We start from the raw sequence: 20,836 nt of genomic DNA on the forward strand, positions 1-20,836 counted from the left end.
CGGCGGCCCGCCCGATCCGGGCAGGCTCAGCCGGCGATGATCGCCGCGTACGCCTCATCGAATCGGCGTCGCAGGTCGTCGTAGTAGGCCCGCTGCCCGGCATCCGGTTCGGTGCGATCGGTCTGCGGGATGATCGCGAGCGGATGCTCCGGCTGCAGCACCGACAGGGCGATCGCCGCGGCGCCGCGCATCGTGACGCGCTTGACGTTCACCACCTGGACGGGGAATCCGAGCGCCTGCGCGATCACGGACATCATCGCGGGGAAGGCGCCGGCCACACCGCCCGATCCGATCACACGCTCGATCCCCGGACTCACCTCGCGCAGCTGCTCGAACACCCGCTGGTACGAGATGGCGATGCCCTCGACCGCCCCGCGCCACAGCTCGCGCGGGCCCGAGGCCGATGAGACCCCGGTCAGGGCGGCCCGAGCGCTGCCCGCCCATCCGGTGGCGCGCTCTCCGGTGAGGAAGGGCAGCATGAGGGGCGTGCCCTCGGCGGGCGCGGCGCGCAGCAGCATGTCGACCTCGTCGTACGAGAGTGGAGCGAGGGTCGCCTGCAGCCATAGCGTCACGCGTCCGACGTCGTTCAGCGCCCCGCCGATGATCGACTGGGTGCGCGAGATGCGATACGCCCACAGGCCGGAGGGCAGCACGTCGGGGGTTCGGTCGACGATCACGCGGATCGCGCCCGAGGTGGCCGCGGACATCGCGGCGACCTCCGGCGCAGATGCCCCCACCCCGACGTTCGACGCGTAGCCGTCGGGAACGGCAGGGAACCATGCGGCTCCCTCGAGCGCCGGCCAGCGGCGTGCGACATCAGGAGAGACGGCGGTGATCGGCTCGTCAGGGTCGACGATCGGCGCGAAGCGAGACCGATCGACGCCGACCGCCGCGAGCAGCTCGTCGTCGAGCTCGCAGGTGTGCCGGTTCAGGATGCCCGCCCACGCCATCGTCGAGGTCGCCGCGCCCTCGACCCCGGCCAGCTTCGCGTACACGTACTCGCCGAGCGAGAGGAACTTCGCGGTGCGTGCGAAGACGTCGGGCTGCTCGTCCTGCAGCCAGAGCAGGCGTGGCGGGTGATAGCTGGTGTGCAGACGCGCGCCGACGCGCTGGTGCACCTCGGTCTCGTCCAGGCACGTGCGCAGCTCGGCCAGGTGTCGTGCCGACCGTGAATCCGCGTAGGTGTAGCACGGCGTGAGGGCGGCGCCGTCGGCATCCACGCACACCAGCGAGGAGGCGAACGTGTCCATCACCACGGCGCGGATGAGTCCGGGCTCGACGCCTTCGACCACCTGCCCGATCACGTCGGCGACCTCGGCGACGATCAGATCGGCGTCGATCTCGGCGGTGCCGTCCGCCTCCTCCACGAATCGGTGATCCGCTTTCGCGATGCGCTTCCTGATCGGACGGGCATAGGCGTCGTACAGGCTGCAGCGGGTGGAGCCGGAGCCGATGTCGATGGCCAGCACATACGGTGCGGGCGCGGACACCAGGGCGATGGCCTCGGTGGTGGGCAGGTCGTTCGCGGTCATCGTCATCCCGTCGCGCTCGTCGGTCCCGGTCGATGGCGATCCTATCGGCGAGCGCTCGGTCCGGCGGCGGGCGGTCCGGCGGCGGGCGGGTCGGCATGCGGGGCGCCGGTAGACTCTTCTCTCGTGTCAGACTCGCCCGAAACACCCCAGATCACCCCAGAGGCGGTGGAGGTCGCCGTCGACGCCGCGCTCGCCGCGATCGGCGCCGCAGCCGACACGGCGCAGCTGAAGGCGGCACGTGCTGCGCACGTCGCCGAGGGCTCCCCGCTGGCCGCGCTGAATGCGGCGATGCGTCAGGTCGCCCCGGAGCACAAGGCCGCGTTCGGCAAGCTGATCGGTCAGGGCAGGGGTCGCGTGACCCAGGCGCTCGCGGCCAAGGAGACCGAGCTCGCCGAGGCCGAGACGGCCGCGCGACTCGAGGCCGAGCGCGTCGACATCACCGCCGTCGCGTCGCGCTCCCGCGTCGGCGCTCGACACCCGCTGCCGCTCATGCAGGAGCAGATCAGCGACATCTTCGTCGGCATGGGGTGGGAGGTCGCGGAGGGGCCTGAGCTCGAGCACGAGTGGTTCAACTTCGACGCGCTCAACTTCGACGAGGATCACCCCGCCCGCCAGGAGCAGGACACCTTCTACGTCGATCCGACCTCGCGTCACCTCGTGATGCGCACGCACACCAGCCCCGTGCAGGTGCGCTCCATGCTCGACCGCGAGCTGCCGATCTACGTGCTCTGCCCGGGACGCGTGTACCGCACCGACGAGTTCGACGCCACCCACCTGCCGGTGTTCACCCAGGTCGAGGGTCTCGTCGTCGACAAGGGCATCACGATGGCGCACCTGAAGGGCACCCTCGATCACCTCGCCCGGCAGCTGTTCGGGGCTGAGGCGAAGACGCGTCTGCGCACCAACTACTTCCCGTTCACCGAGCCCTCAGCCGAGTTCGACCTGTGGCACCCGACCTTCGCCGGCGGCGCACGCTGGATCGAGTGGGGCGGCTGCGGCATGGTCAACCCGAACGTGCTGCGCGCGGCGGGCATCGACCCCGAGGTGTACAGCGGATTCGCCTTCGGCATCGGCGTCGAGCGCGCCCTGATGTTCCGCAGCGATGTGAAGGACATGCGCGACATGGCAGAGGGCGATGTGCGCTTCAGCGAGCAGTTCGGGATGGTGGTGTGATGCGCGTTCCGATCTCATGGCTGCGCGAGTACGTCGATGTGGCACCGGATGCCACGGCCGAGGACGTGCTGGCGTCGTTCGTGTCCGTCGGTTTCGAAGAGGAGGACGTCCACCGCTTCGAGATCTCCGGCCCCGTGGTCGTGGGCCGGGTGCTGTCGATCGAGCCCGAGCCGCAGAAGAACGGCAAGACGATCAACTGGTGCCAGGTCGATGTCGGCGTCGAGAACGGCGGCGTGCGAGGTATCGTGTGCGGCGCCCACAACTTCGTGGTCGGCGACAAGGTCGTGGTGAGCCTGCCGGGGGCCGTCCTGCCAGGACCGTTCCCGATCTCGGCCCGCAAGACCTACGGCCACGTCTCCGACGGCATGATCGCCTCGGCGCGCGAGCTGGGTCTCGGTGACGAGCACGACGGCATCATCGTGCTCGCCACCCTCGGGCTCGACCCGGAGGTCGGCTCGGATGCCATCGCCCTGCTGCACCTCGACGACTTCGCCGTCGACGTGAACGTCACCCCCGACCGGGGATACGCGTTCTCGCTGCGGGGACTCGCGCGCGAGTACGCGCACGCCACCGGCGGAGAGTTCCGCGACCCCGCCGAGCGGGACTTCTCGGACCTGCAGCCAGGATCCGGCTTCGACATCCGCGTCGACGACTCCTCGCCCATCCGCGGTGCGGTGGGCGCGAGCGAGTTCGTCGTGCGCGTCGTGCGGGACGTCGATCCGTCGCGCCCCACCCCGCCCTGGATGATCGCTCGGCTGAGCCTGGCCGGAATGCGCTCGCTCGGCGTGCTGATCGACATCACCAACTACGTGATGCTCGAGCTCGGCAACCCGATCCACGGGTACGACCTCGACAGACTGCAGGGCGGCATCGTCGTGCGTCGCGCGGTCGAGGGCGAGCGGATGACCACGCTCGACGGCCAGGACCGCGCCCTGCACGTCGAGGATCTGCTGATCACGGACGGCTCCGGACCCATCGGTCTCGCCGGTGTCATGGGCGGCGGGACGACCGAGATGAGCGATGAGACCCGCAACGTGCTCATCGAGGCGGCGACCTTCGACCCCGTCACGATCGCCCGCACCGCCCGGCGCCACAAGCTCCCCAGCGAGGCATCCAAGCGCTTCGAGCGCGGAGTCGACCCGCTGATCCCGTTCGTCGCCGCTCGCCGCGTGGCCGATCTGATGGTCGAGCTCGCCGGCGGAACGCTGACCGATGAGGGCGGCGCCCTCTACGCCGAGGTCGAGATCGCGGGCATCGACCTGCCCCGCGGCTTCACGCAGGGTGTCGTGGGGGTCGACTACACGGATGAGGAGATCGTCACCGCGCTCGAGATGATCGGCGCCGAGGTGACCCCTGCGACAGGCTCGGGAGCCCCGGCACAGGGGTGGTTCGTCATCCCGCCGAGCTGGCGACGCGACCTGACCGACAAGTGGACCCTGGTCGAGGAGGTCGCGCGGATCCACGGGCTCGACCGCATCCCCTCGATCCTGCCGACCCCGCCGTCCGGGCGCGGATACACCGCGCTGCAGATCGGGCGCACGCGCGTGGCGGATGCGCTCGCCGCGGCGGGCTTCGTCGAGACTCCGTCGTTCCCGTTCACCACCGAGCAGCACAACGATCTGCACGGCTCGGCGAGCGGCGCGCACCTGCCCAGCATCCGTCTGGCCAACGCTCTCGACGGTCAGGCGCCGTTCCTGCGCCGCTCGCTCGTGCCCGGCCTCCTGCAGACCGCGCACCGCAACATCTCGCGCGGGCTGGTCGACCTGGCGCTGTTCGAGGTCGGCTCGGTGTTCGCGCCGGAAGACGGCGTCGCGTACGGCACCGACGTCGTCCCGCCGCTGGGCCAGCGCCCGTCCGACGAGACGCTCGCCGAGCTCAACGCGTCGATCCCGCCGCAGCCGCGCCTCGTCTCGGCGCTGCTGACGGGCAACATCACCCCTCGGCAGCCGGGGCGTGCGGCCGAGCACGTCGATCTCTCCGATGCGCTCGATGCGGTCCGCGTCATCGCGGTCGCCGCGGGTGTGGAGATCGACGTCGAGCAGACACAGCGCGCGGCACTGCATCCGGGTCGCGCGGGGGCATTGAGCGTGGCGGGCGAGCAGGTCGGGTACGTCGGCGAGCTGCACCCGCAGGTCTCGGCGGATGCCGATCTCCCCGGTCGCGCGTACGTGCTCGAGCTCGACCTCGATCGCGTGCTGACGCTCGCCGGGCACCGGGTCGTGGCCGAGTCGCTGTCGACGTTCCCCGCCGCGACGCAGGACGTCTCGCTGGTCGTCGGCGTCGAGGTGCCGGCGTCAGAGGTGCGCACGGCGCTCGTGGAGGGCGCAGGCGATCTGCTCGAGTCGGCCCGGCTCGTCGACGACTACCGCGGCGAGGGCCTCGGGGAGGGACAGAAGAGCCTGAGCTTCGCCCTGCGCTTCCGGGCATCCGATCGCACCCTCACCGCGGCCGAGGCGACCGAGGCGAAGCTCGCCGGCGTGGCCGTCGCCGCTGAGCGCTTCGGCGCGACCATCCGCGACTGACCGCACGACGCCCCCGGAGCCGACCGGCTCCGGGGGCGTCGTCGTCTGCTCTGAGCGGAATCCCTTCCCCTCTTCGTGCACCGGTGCTGTCATGGCCGGATGGATCAGGTGCTCGTGCTCGGCGGAACAGGATGGCTCTCGGGGCGGATCGCACAGCGGTGGCGGGATGCCGGTGCGGAGGTGACCTGTCTGGCGCGGGGCGAGCGCCCCGCGCCGGACGGCACCGTGCTGTGCCGCGGCGATCGGGACGACCGCGGTGTCTACGACCCGCTCGCCGAGCAGCACTGGATCGAGGTGGTCGACGTCTCCTCGCGCGCCGATCACGTCACCGCGGCGCTCGCCGCGCTCGGCGACCGCGCCGATCACTGGACGTACGTGTCGTCCCTGTCGGTGTACGTGGACGACGTGACGGACGGGCTCGACGAGTCGGGTCTGCGTCACGCGCCAGCCCAGCGCGGCGACGCGTACGACTATGGTGCGCAGAAGGTCGCTGCGGAAGACGCCGTGACGGCGCTGGTCGAGAACGCGCTGATCGTGCGCCCTGGACTCATCGTCGGCGCGGGCGACCCGAGCGACCGCTTCGGGTACTGGCCGGCGGCCTTCGCCCGGGCGGGGAGCGAGCCCGTGCTGGTGCCCGAATCGGCCGACCGCTCCGTGCAGGTGATCGACGTCGACGACCTGGCCGACGTCGTCGCCGGTGAGCTCGGGCGAGGGGTCATGAACGCCATCGGAGACGTGCATCCGCTCGCCGAGCTGCTCAGCCGCATCCGTGCCGCGGCGGGACACACCGGGGAGCTGCGGGAGGCGAGCGACGAGTGGCTGGAGGGGCACGGCGTGCAGTACTGGATGGGGGAGAGGTCGCTTCCTCTCTGGCTGCCCGCCGACATGCCCGGCTTCATGCGCCGTGACAGTTCCGCCTACCGGGCGGCCGGAGGGGTGCGCCGCCCGCTCGACGAGACGATCCGCGCGGTTCTCGACGACGAGCGCACCAGGGGTCTGGACCGTGCGCGCCGCGCGGGCCTGAGTCGCGCGGACGAGCTCGCTCTCCTCGCCCAGCTGACGTCGCCCAGGTGAGTCGCCCTGACACGTCGCCCTGACACGGAGCGTCATTCCGGCCGCCCCGGTCGGTGTCCTCGCTAGACTCGCGGGCAGTGACACGGGGTGCCGCATCCGCGGCTGAGATCACACCCGTCGAACCTGATCTAGTTCGTACTAGCGAAGGGATGTCGCCCATGTGCGATCCGCTGCGTCCATCCGTCCGTATCCCGGCGGTCTCCGCCGAGCTTCTCACCCGCGTGCGGCAGATACCGCCGCTCACGCACTGCATCACGAACACCGTCGTCACGGGCTTCACCGCGAACGTGCTCCTCGCCGCGGGCGCGTCGCCCGCGATGGTCGACATCGTCGGAGAGGCCGGCATTTTCGCCCGGCTGGCCTCGGGTCTGCTGATCAACCTCGGCACCCCGACGCCGGAGCAGCGGGCGGCCAGTCGTGAAGCCGTCGCCGGAGCGAACGACGCGGGCACGCCGTGGGTCCTCGACCCGGTCGCGGTCGGCGCCCTCCCCGTGCGCACCGCCCTCGCCGGCGAGCTGGTGCGGCTGCGGCCGGCGGCCGTGCGCGGCAACGCCAGTGAGATCCTCGCGCTGGCCGGCAGCGGCTCGGGCGGGCGAGGGGTGGACGCGCTGGATGACCCGGACGCCGCGCTGGATGCGGCTCGTTCCCTCGCCACCCGCTTCGGCGCCGTGGTCGCCGTCTCCGGGCCGGTCGATCTCCTCACCGACGGCACGCGCGTCATCCGGGTCGCGAACGGGGATGCACTGCTCACCCGCGTGACCGGCGGCGGCTGCGCCCTCGGGGCGCTCATGGCCGCCTTCCTCGGCGCTGCGCGTGACACCGACGCGGACGCCCTGGAGGCGGTCGCGGCGGCCACGCTCGTCTACACCCTGGCAGCCGAGCACGCGGCTCGCGTCGCCGACGGGCCCGGCAGCTTCGCGGTCGGCCTGCTCGATGCCCTCGCCGGAATCGACCCGACCGACATCGCCGCCGAGGCGCGGGTCGAGCAGCACGATGCGCCCGTCGAGGAGGTCGCGAGATGACCCGTGACCTGTCTATCCACCTGGTGACCGACTCCGCCCTGTGCGGCGAACGCGGTGTCGTCGACACGGTCCGCGAGGCCGTCGCCGGGGGCGTGAGCGTGGTGCAGCTGCGAGACAAGAGCGCCTCCGACGCGTCGGTGATCGAGCAGCTCATCGCCCTCAGCGACGTGATCGACGGCCGCGCGGCGCTCGTCGTCGACGACCGGATCGACGCGGCTCTCGAGGCGCGACGGCGGGGAGCGCGAGTCGACGGAGCGCATGTCGGACAATCGGACATGCCGGTCGCCGAGGCGCGGCGTCTGCTCGGACCCGACGCGCTGATCGGACTCACCGCGGACACGTCCGCTCACCTCGCCGCCGTGCGCGCGCTGCCCGCCGGGACCGTCGACTATGTCGGCATCGGAGTGATCCGACCCACCAGCACCAAGCCGGACCACCCGCCTGCTCTCGGCCTCGACGGATTCGCCGCGCTCGCCGCCGAGAGCCCGGTGCCGGTCGTGGCGATCGGCGGCATCCGGACCGACGACGTCGCCGCGCTGCGCCAGGCGGGGGCGGCAGGGGTCGCCGTCGTCTCCGCCGTCTGCGCCGCGCCCGACGCCCGTCGCGCGGCGCGCGAACTCCGGCGTCGGTGGACGGGGCCCACCGTCCCGCGCGTGCTCAGCATCGCCGGCAGCGATCCCTCCGGCGGCGCGGGGATCCAGGCCGACCTCAAGTCGATCGCCGCGCACGGCGGATACGGGATGGCCGCCGTGACCGCCCTGACGGCCCAGAACACCCGTGGCGTGCACGGCGTGCACGTGCCACCGGCGGAGTTCCTGCGGGCGCAGCTGGACGCCCTCGCCGACGACATCGTGATCGACGCGGTGAAGATCGGGATGCTGGCAGACGCCGAGATCATCCGCACGGTCGCCGACTGGCTGCGGGCGCACCGCCCGCCGACGGTGGTGCTCGACCCCGTGATGGTCGCCACCAGCGGGGACCGCCTGCTCGACGCGCCGGCGGAGGCTGCGCTGCGCGAGCTCACCGGGCTCGCAGACGTGATCACCCCGAATCTGGACGAGCTCGCGGTGCTGGTGGGACGGGGCATCAGCGACTGGGACGACGCGCTGGGCGCCGCGCAGCGGCTGTCAGCCCAGACGGGAGCACTCGTGCTCGCGAAAGGCGGTCACCTCGACGGCCCGACCGTCCCGGACGCCCTCGTCGACGCGGACGGAGTCGTGGCCGCATTCGACGGCCCGCGCATCGACACGACCAGCACGCACGGCACCGGCTGCTCGCTCTCGTCGGCGATCGCCACGCTCCGGGCTGGCGGGCGGGAGTGGCCGGATGCCGTGCGCGCGTCCCGCGCCTGGCTGCGGGAATCCCTGCGCGCGGCCGACGCCCTGGACGTCGGGCGCGGACACGGGCCGGTCAGTCACTTCGCCGGGCTGTGGCACCGTGGCGGTCTGGCCACACGTCCGTCCGCCGAGGAGATCCGGGATGAGTGGTGGCGCAGCGTCGCCGGAATCCGACGCGACATCGACGGGCTGCCGTTCATCCGCGCGCTGGCCGACGGATCGCTCGATCGCGAGCGGTTCCTGGCCTACCTCGCGCAGGACGCCCTGTACCTGCGGGAGTACGCACGCGTGCTCGCGGAGGCCGCGCGTCTGGCTCCGACGCCGGTCGAGCAGGCGTTCTGGGCGGAATCCGCCCGGGGCTGCATCGTGGGCGAGCTCGAGCTGCACGCCTCATGGCTGACGCCGGCGACGGGCGTCAGTGCGGAGACGTTCGACGCCGAACCGAGCGCGGTCACGACGGCCTACCTCGATCACCTGCGCGCGACGGCGTTCGCGGGTGCGTACGAGACGCTGGTCGCCGCCGTGCTGCCCTGCTTCTGGCTGTACACCGACCTCGGCATGCGGCTGCGCGCGGGGGAGTTCGGAGCGCAGACGCGGGATCCGCAGCATCCCTATGCGTCGTGGCTCGAGACGTACGCCGACCCGGACTTCGCCGCGGCGAACGAGCGCGCCATCGGCTTCGCGACCGGGGCGGCGGCGAGAGCAGACGATCGACTCAGACGGGACATGCACCGCGCCTTCGTCGTCGCGTCCGAGCACGAACGGGCCTTCTTCGACCTTCGCTGAGACAGCAGCGCCGAGCGTGTGGATTTGCGGATCCCGCGCCCTCGGCGCTACTGTCGCCGCATGCCCTCGGTGCCACAGCCCTCGCAGACGCTCGTCTTCAGCGTCGCTGCCGTGCGCCGACGTCGCAGCGGCCGCCGACTCTAGGCGACCCCGCGCCCCCGCCCTCCGCCACGCGCAGGGACCAGATCGGAGGACACCGGTGTCGCCGCCCCGGCCCGCCCATCGCTCGCATCCCGCGTCATCCTCGGGGTCGACCGAGCACCGACCGTTAAGGTAGAAGCATGACGTACTCCGTCGCCGTCTCCGGCGCATCCGGCTATGCGGGAGGCGAGATCCTGCGGCTCCTCGCCGCCCACCCCGACATCGAGATCCGCACCGTCACCGCGCACTCGAACGCCGGTCAGCCGCTCATCGAGCACCAGCCGCATCTGCGCTCCCTCGCGCACCTGACCCTGCACGACACCACCCCCGAGATCCTCGCGGGGCACGACGTGGTCTTCCTGGCGCTGCCGCACGGCCAGTCGGGGCAGTACACCGACGCGCTGGCCGACGCGCCGCTCATCATCGATGCCGGGGCGGACCACCGCCTCACCTCGCGGGACGCGTGGGACGCCTTCTACGGCGGGGCATTCCACGAGCCGTGGGTCTACGGCGTACCGGAACTGCTCACCACCGCCGGCAAGCAGCGCGAGAACCTGCAGGGGGCGACCCGGATCGCCGCCCCCGGCTGCAACGCCTCCACCGTGAGCCTGAGCCTCGTGCCCGGCGTCGCGGCCGGCGTGATCGACCCGTCCGACATCGTCAGCGTGCTCGCCGTCGGCCCCTCCGGCGCCGGCAAGAGCCTGAAGACCAACCTTCTCGGCAGCGAGATCCTCGGCACCGCGAACCCGTACGCGGTGGGCGGCACGCACCGGCACATCCCCGAGATCCGCCAGGCTCTGGCCGCGGCATCATCCCACGCGCCCGACGACATCCGCATCTCGTTCACCCCCGTCATCGTCCCGATGGCCAGGGGTATCCTCGCCACCTCGACCGCTCCGATCGCCGCCGGCGCGACCGACGCCCAGATCCGCGACGCGTGGCAGAACGCGTACGCAGACGAGACGTTCGTGCAGCTGCTTCCTGAAGGTCATTTCCCCCGCACGGCCGACGTGCTCGGCGCGAACACCGCGCTGATGGGTCTCGCTGTCGACCGCGCCGCGAACCGGGTGACCGTCGTCACCGCGGTCGACAATCTCGTCAAGGGTACGGCGGGCGCCGCCGTGCAGTCCATGAACATCGCGCTCGGCCTGCCCGAAGGTCGCGCCCTCACCGTGAACGGAGTCGCGCCGTGAGTGTCACCGCACCCCAGGGTTTCGAAGCATCCGGAGTCGCCGCAGGCCTGAAGAGCACAGGCAAGCCCGACGTCGCCGTCGTCGTCAACCGCGGCCCGCGCAAGATCGGAGCGGCTGTCTTCACCACCAACCGCGCCAAGGCCAACCCGATCATCTGGTCGCAGCAGGTCATCGCCGATCGCGTGGTCGAGGCGGTCGTGCTCAACTCCGGCGGCGCCAACTGCTTCACCGGTGCCTTCGGCTTCCAGACCACCCACCTCACCGCGGAGAAGGCGGCCGAGCTGCTCGACGTCAGCGCGGGTGATGTCCTGGTGTGCTCGACCGGGCTCATCGGCACCGGCGACGAGGTGTTCCGCGGCAAGGTGCTCGACGGCGTCGAACGCGGCATCGCCTCCCTTCGTGTCGACGGCGGCGACGATGCGGCGGCGGCCATCATGACGACCGACAGCGTGCCGAAGACCGCAACGGTCACCCGCGACGGCTGGACGATCGGCGGCATGGCCAAGGGCGCGGGCATGCTCGCCCCGGGGCTGGCGACCATGCTCGTCGTGATCACCACCGACGCCGACCTCGAGGCATCCCAGGCCGACGCGGCGCTGCGCAGGGCGACCGCCGTCAGCTTCGACCGGCTCGACTCCGACGGATGCATGTCGACCAACGACCAGGTCACCCTGCTCGCCAACGCCGCCAGCGGCATCCGCCCCGACCTGGATGACTTCGCCGCCGCGCTCACCGAGCTGTGCCGCGACCTCGCCGAGCAGTTGCAGGCCGACGCCGAAGGCGCGAGCCACAGCATCGCCATCGAGGTGAAGAACGCCGTCACCGAGACCGAGGCCGTCGAGGTCGGCCGATCGGTCGCACGCAACAACCTCTTCAAGGCCGCGATCTTCGGCAACGACCCGAACTGGGGCCGCGTGCTCGCCGCGATCGGCACCACCTCCGCCCAGTTCGACCCGTACGACGTCGACGTCTCGATGAACGGGGTGCGCGTGTGCACCGCGGGAGGCCCCGACCGCCCGCGCGAGGAGGTCGACCTGACGCCGCGCGAGGTGCGCATCGAGATCGACCTGAAGATGGGCGACGCGACCGCGACCATCCTCACCAACGACCTGACCCACGACTACGTGCACGAGAACAGCGCCTACGCCTCATGACAGACATCCAGGACACCCCGCCGGAAGAGGCCGCCGTCAAGGCAGCGACACTCATCGAATCCCTGCCGTGGCTGAGGAAGTTCCGCGATCAGATCGTCGTCGTCAAGTACGGCGGCAATGCGATGGTCTCCGACGAGCTGCAGGAGGCGTTCGCGCAGGACATCGCATACCTGCGCTACGTCGGCGTGCAGCCGGTCGTCGTGCACGGCGGCGGCCCGCAGATCTCGAACATGCTCGATCGACTCGCCATCCCGAGCGAGTTCAAGGGCGGTTACCGGGTGACCAACACCGAGGCGATCAGCGTGGTGCGCATGGTGCTCACGGGGCAGGTCAACCCGCAGCTCGTCGCGAAGATCAACTCGCACGGGCCCATCGCGACCGGTCTCAGCGGTGAGGACGCCGGCCTGTTCGGCGGCCGTCGACGTGGCGTCGTGATCGACGGCGAAGAGGTCGACCTCGGCCGGGTCGGCGACGTCGTCGAGGTCGACCCGACGCCCGTGCTGGATCACCTCGCCGCCGGTCGCATCCCGGTGGTCTCCTCGATCGCCCCCGACCTCGACCACCCCGGCCAGTCGCTGAACGTGAACGCGGATGCCGCGGCAGCCGCGCTCGCCGTCGCGCTCGGCGCCCGCAAGCTCGTGATCCTCACCGACGTGCCCGGCCTGTACGCCGACTGGCCGAACCGCGACTCCCTCGTCTCGCACCTCACATCCAGCTCGCTGGTCGAGCTGCTCCCCACGCTCGAGTCGGGGATGATCCCGAAGATGCGGGCATGCCTCGACGCCGTCGAGGGCGGCGTCGATGCCGCGGCCATCATCGACGGACGGGTGCCGCACTCGGTGCTGGTCGAGCTGTTCACGAGCAAGGGAATCGGCACGGAGGTGGTCAAGGATGTCTGACTGGAGCGATGACGCCGCGCGCGATCTGATGAGCCTGGGCGGGCGGCTGGCCATGCTGACCCGGGGTGAGGGCTCGTGGGTGTGGGATGCCGACGAGAACCGCTACCTCGACTTCCTCGGCGGCATCGCGGTGAACTGCCTCGGGCACGCGCACCCGGTCTTCGTCGACGCCGTCTCACGTCAGGCCGCCACGCTGTCGCATGTGTCGAACTACTTCGCATCCCCCGCCCAGCTCGAGATCGCCGCGCGACTGAAGCGCCTGGCCGGCACCGGTGAGCAGGGCCGCGTGTACCTGGCCAACTCCGGCGCCGAGGCGAACGAGACCGCCATCAAGCTGTCCCGCCTGCACGGTGCGCGTTTCGCCGAGACCGAGGGCAGCGCCCGCACGACGATCCTCGTCGTCGAGGGGGCCTTCCACGGCCGCACGATGGGCACGCTGTCGCTGACGCCGAAGGCCGCATACCGCGACCCCTTCCAGCCCGCGGTCCCCGACGTGGTGACCGTCGAGCGCTCCGTCGAGAGCCTCGAGGCGGCATTCGCATCGCACGCGGTGGCCGCGATGATCGTCGAGCCCATCCAGGGCGAGGCGGGGGTCGTCGAGCTGCCGGCCGGGTTCCTCGCCCGTGCCAGGGAACTCGCCACCGAGAACGACGCGCTGCTGATCCTCGACGAGGTGCAGACCGGGTCCGGACGCACGGGGGAGTGGTTCGCATTCCAGCGGGAGGGCATCACCCCGGATGCCGTGACCGTGGCCAAGAGCATCGGAGCCGGCTTCCCGCTCGGCGCCCTCATCACCTTCGGAGCGGCGAGCGACCTGTTCTACCCCGGAACCCACAACTCGACCTTCGGCGGCAACCCGCTCGCGAGCGCCGTAGCCAACGCCGTGCTCGGGCACATCGAGAGCGCGCATCTGCTCGAGAACGTCACCGCGCGCGGAGCACAGCTGCGCGATGCCGTGACCTCGCTGCCGCTCGTCGACGCGATGTCGGGCGCGGGACTGCTCATCGGCATCCACCTCACCGCACCGGTCGCCGCCGACGTCCGCGCGGCCGCGCACGAGCGCGGACTCATCGTCAACGCGCCCACGGCGGATGTCATCCGCATCGCCCCGGCGTACACGATCGGCGACGAGGAGGTCGACGAGTTCGTCTCGCGATTCAGCGCCGCGCTCGCCGCCGTCGCCGAGACGCTCCAGGCACAGAACGCAACGACCCCCACGGAGGCTTCCGCATGACCCGTCACCTGCTGCGCGACGACGACCTCACCCCCGCCGAGCAGGCGGAGATCCTCGATCTCGCGCTTGAGCTCAAGAAGGACCGCTGGGCGAACAAGGCGCTCGCAGGTCCCCAGACCGTCGCGGTGATCTTCGACAAGTCCTCCACGCGCACCCGTGTCTCGTTCGCGGTCGGGATAGCCGATCTCGGCGGATCACCGCTGATCATCTCGACGGCGAACAGCCAGCTCGGCGGCAAGGAGACACCCTCCGACACGGCACGCGTGCTCGAGCGTCAGGTTGCGGCCATCGTGTGGCGCACCTACGCGCAGTCTGGCCTGGAGGAGATGGCGCGCGGCACCCGGGTTCCCGTCGTCAACGCGCTGTCCGACGACTTCCACCCCTGCCAGCTGCTGGCCGACCTGCTCACGATCCGCGAGCACAAGGGCGACCTGAAGGGGCTCACCCTGTCGTTCTTCGGCGACGGCCGCAGCAACATGGCGCATTCGTACGCGCTGGCCGGAGTGACCGCCGGGATGCACGTGCGCATCGCCTCTCCCGAGGCCTACGCGCCACGCCCTGATGTGGTCGCCGCCGCGCAGTCGCGTGCGGCGCAGACCGGCGGCTCGATCACGCTGATCTCCGACCCGCGCGAGGCCGCCGTCGGCGCCGACGTGGTCGTCACCGACACCTGGGTGTCGATGGGCAAGGAGGAGGAGAAGATCGAGCGGCTGCGCGATCTCGGCGGGTACAAGGTCACCACCGGTGTCATGTCGCAGGCGGCATCGGATGCCATCTTCATCCACTGCCTGCCCGCCGACCGCGGCTACGAGGTCGACTCCGAGGTCATCGACGGCCCGCAGAGCGTCGTCTGGGATGAGGCGGAGAACCGTCTGCACGCGCAGAAGGCGCTGCTGGTGTGGCTGCTCGGCAAGCAGGAGGCGGCAGCGTGAGCGGCCACGGCACGAACGAGGGCGCACTCTGGGGTGCGCGCTTCGCCGGGGGGCCCTCGCCGGAGCTGGCCGAGCTGAGCCGGTCGACGCATTTCGACTGGATCCTCGCCCCGTACGACATCGCGGGATCGCACGCGCACGCCACGGCGCTGGAGGCGGCGGGGTACCTCGAAGCCGACGAGGCCCGCATCATGCACGAGGGGCTCGACGCCCTCGCCGCACGCATCGCAGACGGCACGCTGCTGCCCGACCCGGGTGACGAGGACGTGCACGGTGCGCTCGAGAAGGCGCTCATCGCCGAGGTCGGTGCCGATGTGGGCGGCCGGCTGCGCGCCGGTCGCAGCCGCAACGACCAGATCGCGACGCTCGTGCGGATGTACCTCATCGACCACGCGCGGATCATCGCGAAGCACCTGCTGCGCGTGATCGACGCGCTGGTCGCCCAGGCCGAAGCCCACCCCGGCGCCATCCTGCCGGGGCGCACGCACCTGCAGCACGCCCAGCCGGTGCTGCTCGCCCACCATCTCCAGGCGCACGCCTGGCCGCTCGTGCGCGAGCTCGAGCGCCTCGTCGACTGGCGGCGTCGCGCCGGCGCCTCGCCGTACGGCGGGGGAGCGCTCGCCGGCTCCACCCTGGGGCTCGACCCCGCGCTCGTGGCGCGCGAGCTCGGGTTGGACCGCCCGGCCGAGAATTCGCTCGACGGCACCTCGGCTCGCGATGTGGTGGCGGAGTTCGCGTTCATCGCGGCGATGACCGGCATCGACCTGTCGCGTCTGAGTGAGGAGATCATCCTCTGGAACACACGGGAGTTCGGCTTCGTCACGCTCGACGATGCCTACTCGACCGGGTCGAGCATCATGCCGCAGAAGAAGAATCCCGACATCGCCGAGCTCGCCCGCGGCAAGTCGGGCAGGCTGATCGGCAACCTGTCCGGGCTGCTCGCCACGCTCAAGGGCCTGCCTCTGGCATACAACCGCGACCTGCAGGAGGACAAGGAGCCCGTCTTCGACTCGGTGCAGACGCTCGAAGTGGTGCTGCCCGCGTTCGCCGGCATGATCGCCACGCTGCGCTTCGACACCGAGCGGATGGCGCAGCTCGCGCCACAGGGCTTCTCGCTCGCGACGGACGTCGCGGAGTGGCTGGTCAAGCGCCGGGTGCCGTTCCGCGACGCCCACGAGATCTCGGGTGCGCTGGTGCGTGCCTGCGAGGAGCGGGGCATCGGTCTCGAGGATGCGGATGACGAGCTGCTGCGCTCGGTGTCGGAGCACCTGACCGTCGAGGTGCGCGACGTGCTCTCGATCGAGGGTTCCGTGGCATCGCGGACGGGTGTCGGCGGCACGGCCCCGGAGCGCGTCGCCGAGCAGCGGGCCGAGCTTGTGGCCCGTGCGCAGGCCGCGGCGCACGCCCTCGGTCTCTGATACTCGGGGGCTTCGCCTGATATCCACCAGACATGAGTGATTCGCTTATTATCGCGAGATATCAGTGATAACCTTATGGCATGGTGATCGCAGTCACGGCCGACATCATCGGCTCCCGGCAGCTCGACGACCGCGCCGTCGCGCAGCAGCACTTCGACGCGGCGATCGCTCGCGTGCAGCGCGATCTCCCTGTGGCTGCGCAGCCGCTTCGGCCCACGGTCGGCGACGAGCAGCAGGGGGTGTATCCCACGCTGGACGGCGCACTGGCCTCTCTGCTGCTGATCCGTCTCGCGCTGCCGGACGGTGTGGAGTTCCGCTTCGGGATCGGCGTCGGCGATGTGGGGCGCATCCCCTCCACCGCGTCCAGGGACGGCATTCCGGAGGGGCCGGGATGGTGGGCGGCCCGCAGCGCCATCGAGCACGTGCAGACGCTGCAGAAGCGTGCCGCCCCCGAGGCCCGCAGCTGGATCGTCGTGCATGAGAGTGCGCAGATGCCGCGTGAGCAGGTGCGGTGGGCCAACGCCTACCTGCTCGCACGCGACGAACTCGTCGGCGGGATGCGAGAGCGCCTGCGTCGCCTCACCTACGGTCGCTGCCTCGGTCTCACCCAGCGTGAGCTCGCCGAGCAGGAGGGCATCACGCAGTCAGCCGTGTCGCAGGCGCTGACGGCCGCGGGGGCCGCGGCTGTGGTCGAGGGGTTCCGGCTGCTCGACGTCGACTGACGGGGCAGCCCTGATCACACCAGGCTGAGGCGCAGGATCAGCCCAGGCTGAGGCGCAGGATCAGCCCAGGCTGAGGCGCACGATCAGCCCGATCGCTCCCGCCCAGAGCAGGCTGGCGAGCGTGCCGATGATGAAGCGCTCCCGCGCCTCGGCCTCGGCCAGCTCGGGGAATCGACCGATGCCCTTCACGGCGATGATCGCCGCGATCGCCTCGGGGAACCCGACGGCGATGGCAAGCACCGTGCAGATCCGCTCGAGGTAGCCGATCACCGTGCCCCCGCGCATGAGCGTGCGCACGTGCGCGGGATCGGCATGCTGGGCGGCGACGATGAGGATGCCGCCGTCCTCCGTCTCCCGCACGCGCTTGCCCGTGGCGATGTCCAGCGCACGACGGGTGAACGGATTGCCTCCGAGCGTCGCGGCGCCGATGCCGATCACCGTCATCGGCACGCCGATGGCGGGCATCGCGATCGGGCGGACGACGATGGCGATCGTCACCGCAGCCACGAGCAGAACCGCGCACAGCACCATCGGCGGCGTCGACGGCCTGCGCACGCCGAGCAGGGAGAGCACCAGCACGACGAGCAGCACGATCCCGATGATCGCGGAGAGCACGGCGGAGGTGAGCGGATCGACCGGCGACATCCCGACAGCATCGCACGGGCATCCGACAGCCCGACGGGTCGGGAGCGCGTGTCCCGCGCTGATAATCTGGAACGCGTGTCGAATCCCGCTCTGACGACCGCCTCCGTGGCGCTCGATCCCACGTTCGAGAACGTGTGGGACGAGCTGCTGTGGCGCGGCCTCGTCCACGTGTCCACCGATCAGGAGGCGCTGCGCGCCCTTCTCGCCGGGGACCCGATCACCTATTACTGCGGATTCGACCCGACCGCGCCGAGCCTGCATCTCGGCAACCTCGTGCAGCTGCTCACCCTGCGCCGCATCCAGCTCGCCGGTCACAGGCCGCTCGGCCTCGTCGGCGGATCGACCGGCCTGATCGGGGATCCTCGCCCCACCGCGGAGCGCACGCTGAACACGCGCGAGACGGTCGAGGAGTGGGTGCAGCGCCTGCGTACGCAGGTCGAGCGCTTCCTCAGCTTCGAGGGCGAGAACGCCGCCCGCATCGTGAACAACCTCGACTGGACGGCGCCGATGAGCGCCATCGACTTCCTGCGCGAGATCGGCAAGCACTACCGCGTCGGCACGATGCTGAAGAAGGACGCGGTGGCAGCCCGTCTGAACTCGGATGCCGGCATCAGCTACACCGAGTTCAGCTACCAGATCCTGCAGGGCATGGACTTCCTGGAGCTGTTCCGCTCGTACGACTGCGTGCTGCAGACGGGCGGCAGCGACCAGTGGGGCAACCTCACCAGCGGCACCGATCTCATCCACCGTGTCGAGGGGGCCTCGGCGCATGCGATCGGCACTCCGCTCATCACCAACAGCGACGGCACCAAGTTCGGCAAGAGCGAGGGCAACGCGGTCTGGCTCGACGCCGACATGTGCAGCCCGTACCGGATGTACCAGTTCTGGCTCAGCACCGCCGACGCGGACGTGATCGAGCGGCTCAAGGTGTTCACATTCCTGACCCGAGCCGAGATCGAGGAGTACGCGGCTCTCGTCGAGAGCGAGCCGTTCCGCCGCGCGGCGCAGAAGCGTCTCGCGCTCGAGGTGTGCGCCACCGTGCACGGCATCGAGGCGACGGCCGCGGTGATCGCGGCGTCGGAGGCGCTGTTCGGTCAGGGCGACCTGAGTGGACTCGACCCGGCGACCCTGCGCACGGCGCTGGACGAGCTGCCGAATGCGACGATGCCCGCCGGCACGCCGGTGGTCGAGGCGCTCGTCACGACGGGTCTGGTGACCAGCGCATCCGAAGCTCGGCGCGCCATCGCCCAGGGTGGTGTCTCGCTCGACGGTGCGAAGGTCGCCGACGACGAGACCACCGTCCAGGGCACACTGCCCGGCGGGGTCTCGGTGCTGCGCCGCGGCAAGAAGACCCTGGCGGGCGTCTTCGTGGAGTGAGGCCGCTCTGCGCGGCGGCCCAGCTTCGCGGCCCGGGGGTGCAGTAGCATCGGACAGCTGACGCTGTCCGCAAGCACTCGAGGAGCTGGTCCCCTTGCCCAAGGAAGCACATGTCCGCCGTACCGTCCCGCGCCGCGCCACGCGCCGGCTGCAGGTCGATGACGTCCTGGTCGTCCGCAAGTCTCGTCTGAGAACGGCGATCTCGGGCACCGTCGTCGGCAACTTCATGGAGTGGTTCGACTTCGGGGTCTACGGCTATCTGGCCGTCACGCTCGCCGTCGTCTTCACCGGCGATCTGCCGGGCTCGTGGGGGCTGCTGATCACGCTGCTCGGCTTCGCCATCTCGTTCCTCGTGCGCCCGCTGGGTGGGATCGTGCTGGGTCCGCTGGGCGATCGCATCGGTCGTCAGCGCGTCCTGTTCCTCACGATGGCGATGATGGCGGTCGCGACCGGCCTCATCGGCGTGCTGCCCACCTCAGCTCAGATCGGCCTGTGGGCGATCATCCCGCTGTACCTGCTGAAGATGGTGCAGGGCTTCTCCACGGGTGGCGAGTACGCCGGTGCGACCACCTACGTCTCGGAGTTCTCGCCCGACCGCAGCCGCGGTTACTGGTCGTCGTTCCTCGACGTCGGCTCGTACGTCGGCTTCGCGGCCGGTGCCAGCGCGGTGGCGGTGACCACGTGGATCACCGAGAGCCTGTCCGGCCCGGACGCCATGACCGAGTACGGCTGGCGCATTCCGTTCCTCATCGCCATCCCGCTCGGTGCGGTCGCGATCTGGTTCCGGCTGCGCATTCCCGAGACCCCTGCCTACGAAGCGGAGGAGAGCGCCGGGCTCACCCGCACCGACGCCGACGACCCGTTGGCGCGCCAGGGGATCGCGGGCATCTTCCGCCACTACTGGCGTCAGATCCTCATCGGCGTCGCCCTCGTGTCGGCGACGAACACCGCCGGGTACGCCCTCACCAGCTACATGCCGACGTACCTCGAGAAGGAAGTGGGCGTGTCGAACCTCATGGCCGCGCTCGCCACCGTGCCGGTGCTCGTCGTGATGAGCGCGTGCCTGCCGTTGATCGGGCGACTGTCCGACCGCATCGGCCGACGGCCGGTGTACGGCATCGCCGTCGGGTCGACGATCCTGCTCATGGTGCCGGCGTTCGCGGTCATGCAGATCGGCGAGGAGTGGGCCGTCATGATCGCGCTCGCCATGGTCGCCATCCCGGTGGCGTTCTATGTGGCGATCTCGGCTTCTGCGCTGCCGGCGCTCTTCCCGACGGCGTCGCGATTCGGCGCGATGGCCATCGCGTACAACCTCGCCGTGTCGCTGTTCGGCGGCACGACGCCGCTGTTCAGTCAGGCGCTGATCGAGCTGACCGGGAACGTGTACATGCCCGCGTTCTACATCATGTTCTTCGCGGCACTGGGCGGCATCGCGCTGCTGAGCATGCGCGAGACCGCGCAGCGGCCGCTGCTGGGTTCGGTGCCGACGGTCGAGAGCGTGGCGGAGGCGGAGGAGCTCGTGGCGGGGCAGGACGAGAACCCGTTCATCGACACCCGCACGATGCCCCTCGCCGTGGTCGGCGCCGAGGACGACGCGGAGCGCGCGAGCGGTGCGCCTGACTCCGGAAGCCGCCCCGCTGCGTCCGGAGACGACTCACCGAGCCGGTAGCAGGTC

The 20,836-nt window shown here is 70.8% G+C and carries 16 protein-coding genes and 1 riboswitch; of the genes, 14 read left to right on the forward strand and 2 right to left on the reverse strand.

Annotated elements, in window-relative coordinates; translation table 11 throughout:
- Positions 1–26: 26 nt before the first annotated feature.
- Positions 27–1,532: a gluconokinase gene (locus H9633_RS11120; protein ID WP_191713216.1), complete on the reverse strand. Its 1,506-nt coding sequence runs from the start codon at positions 1,530–1,532 to the stop codon at positions 27–29.
- Positions 1,533–1,655: 123 nt separating this feature from the next.
- Here H9633_RS11120 and pheS point away from each other — a divergent pair, with 123 nt between their 5' ends.
- From pheS to H9633_RS11180, 12 genes are all read left to right on the forward strand, one after another.
- On the forward strand, positions 1,656–2,705 hold the full coding sequence (pheS, locus tag H9633_RS11125) for a phenylalanine--tRNA ligase subunit alpha (RefSeq protein WP_191713217.1): 1,050 nt from the start codon (positions 1,656–1,658) through the stop codon (positions 2,703–2,705).
- Positions 2,705–5,227: a phenylalanine--tRNA ligase subunit beta gene (pheT, locus tag H9633_RS11130; RefSeq protein WP_191713218.1), complete on the forward strand. Its 2,523-nt coding sequence runs from the start codon at positions 2,705–2,707 to the stop codon at positions 5,225–5,227. The genes pheS and pheT overlap by 1 nt, the downstream gene beginning before the upstream one ends.
- Before the next feature lie 99 nt (positions 5,228–5,326).
- On the forward strand, positions 5,327–6,301 hold the full coding sequence (locus H9633_RS11135; protein ID WP_191713219.1) for an NAD-dependent epimerase/dehydratase family protein: 975 nt from the start codon (positions 5,327–5,329) through the stop codon (positions 6,299–6,301).
- Between the two features lie 73 nt (positions 6,302–6,374).
- Positions 6,375–6,468: riboswitch (TPP riboswitch) on the forward strand.
- Complete coding sequence (gene thiM, locus H9633_RS11140) at positions 6,460–7,323, forward strand: hydroxyethylthiazole kinase (protein ID WP_191713220.1); 864 nt, start codon at positions 6,460–6,462, stop codon at positions 7,321–7,323. (Overlaps the previous riboswitch by 9 nt.)
- Complete coding sequence (locus tag H9633_RS11145) at positions 7,320–9,446, forward strand: bifunctional hydroxymethylpyrimidine kinase/phosphomethylpyrimidine kinase (RefSeq protein ID WP_191713221.1); 2,127 nt, start codon at positions 7,320–7,322, stop codon at positions 9,444–9,446. The genes thiM and H9633_RS11145 overlap by 4 nt, the downstream gene beginning before the upstream one ends.
- 281 nt (positions 9,447–9,727) lie before the next feature.
- A complete protein-coding gene (gene argC / locus H9633_RS11150; RefSeq protein ID WP_191713222.1) occupies positions 9,728–10,780 on the forward strand; it encodes an N-acetyl-gamma-glutamyl-phosphate reductase in 1,053 nt (350 codons plus the stop codon).
- Complete coding sequence (gene argJ / locus H9633_RS11155; protein ID WP_071643632.1) at positions 10,777–11,934, forward strand: bifunctional glutamate N-acetyltransferase/amino-acid acetyltransferase ArgJ; 1,158 nt, start codon at positions 10,777–10,779, stop codon at positions 11,932–11,934. Before argC ends, argJ begins: the two co-directional genes overlap by 4 nt.
- Complete coding sequence (gene argB / locus H9633_RS11160; RefSeq protein ID WP_071643633.1) at positions 11,931–12,833, forward strand: acetylglutamate kinase; 903 nt, start codon at positions 11,931–11,933, stop codon at positions 12,831–12,833. The genes argJ and argB overlap by 4 nt, the downstream gene beginning before the upstream one ends.
- Positions 12,826–14,067 carry an acetylornithine transaminase gene (locus H9633_RS11165; protein ID WP_191713223.1) on the forward strand — a complete coding sequence of 414 codons (1,242 nt, stop codon included), beginning with the start codon at positions 12,826–12,828 and terminating at the stop codon, positions 14,065–14,067. Before argB ends, H9633_RS11165 begins: the two co-directional genes overlap by 8 nt.
- Positions 14,064–14,999, forward strand: coding sequence for an ornithine carbamoyltransferase (gene argF, locus H9633_RS11170; protein ID WP_071643635.1), 936 nt, complete (start codon positions 14,064–14,066; stop codon positions 14,997–14,999). The genes H9633_RS11165 and argF overlap by 4 nt, the downstream gene beginning before the upstream one ends.
- Entirely contained in the window at positions 14,996–16,417 is a 1,422-nt protein-coding gene (gene argH, locus H9633_RS11175; protein WP_191713224.1) for an argininosuccinate lyase, read from the forward strand. The genes argF and argH overlap by 4 nt, the downstream gene beginning before the upstream one ends.
- A gap of 80 nt (positions 16,418–16,497) precedes the next feature.
- Positions 16,498–17,139, forward strand: coding sequence for a SatD family protein (locus H9633_RS11180; protein WP_191713225.1), 642 nt, complete (start codon positions 16,498–16,500; stop codon positions 17,137–17,139).
- 60 nt (positions 17,140–17,199) lie between these two features.
- On the opposite strand, the gene H9633_RS11185 is transcribed toward H9633_RS11180, so the two are convergent.
- Positions 17,200–17,784, reverse strand: a complete 585-nt coding sequence (locus tag H9633_RS11185) for a hypothetical protein (protein WP_191713226.1) — start codon at positions 17,782–17,784, stop codon at positions 17,200–17,202.
- A 75-nt stretch (positions 17,785–17,859) separates the two neighbouring features.
- On the opposite strand from H9633_RS11185, the gene tyrS reads away from it, so the two are divergent.
- The gene (tyrS, locus tag H9633_RS11190; RefSeq protein WP_191713227.1) at positions 17,860–19,161 is read left to right on the forward strand and encodes a tyrosine--tRNA ligase; all 1,302 of its coding nucleotides are present in this window, start codon (positions 17,860–17,862) and stop codon (positions 19,159–19,161) included.
- Between the two features lie 94 nt (positions 19,162–19,255).
- Complete coding sequence (locus tag H9633_RS11195) at positions 19,256–20,830, forward strand: MFS transporter (protein WP_225211417.1); 1,575 nt, start codon at positions 19,256–19,258, stop codon at positions 20,828–20,830.
- Positions 20,831–20,836 lie beyond the last annotated feature (6 nt).

Source organism: Microbacterium commune (assembly GCF_014836945.1).
Classification (GTDB): Bacteria; Actinomycetota; Actinomycetes; order Actinomycetales; family Microbacteriaceae; genus Microbacterium; species Microbacterium commune.

Coding starts and splice junctions, on each gene's coding strand:
- H9633_RS11165 (WP_191713223.1), top strand. CDS start 12,826: ATGTCTGACTGGAGCGATGACGCCGCGCGCGATCTGATGAGCCTGGGC.
- H9633_RS11135 (WP_191713219.1), top strand. CDS start 5,327: ATGGATCAGGTGCTCGTGCTCGGCGGAACAGGATGGCTCTCGGGGCGG.
- argC (WP_191713222.1), top strand. CDS start 9,728: ATGACGTACTCCGTCGCCGTCTCCGGCGCATCCGGCTATGCGGGAGGC.
- thiM (WP_191713220.1), top strand. CDS start 6,460: ATGTGCGATCCGCTGCGTCCATCCGTCCGTATCCCGGCGGTCTCCGCC.
- H9633_RS11145 (WP_191713221.1), top strand. CDS start 7,320: ATGACCCGTGACCTGTCTATCCACCTGGTGACCGACTCCGCCCTGTGC.
- H9633_RS11185 (WP_191713226.1), bottom strand. CDS start 17,784: ATGTCGCCGGTCGATCCGCTCACCTCCGCCGTGCTCTCCGCGATCATC.
- argB (WP_071643633.1), top strand. CDS start 11,931: ATGACAGACATCCAGGACACCCCGCCGGAAGAGGCCGCCGTCAAGGCA.
- argF (WP_071643635.1), top strand. CDS start 14,064: ATGACCCGTCACCTGCTGCGCGACGACGACCTCACCCCCGCCGAGCAG.
- H9633_RS11120 (WP_191713216.1), bottom strand. CDS start 1,532: ATGACCGCGAACGACCTGCCCACCACCGAGGCCATCGCCCTGGTGTCC.
- pheT (WP_191713218.1), top strand. CDS start 2,705: ATGCGCGTTCCGATCTCATGGCTGCGCGAGTACGTCGATGTGGCACCG.
- H9633_RS11180 (WP_191713225.1), top strand. CDS start 16,498: ATGGTGATCGCAGTCACGGCCGACATCATCGGCTCCCGGCAGCTCGAC.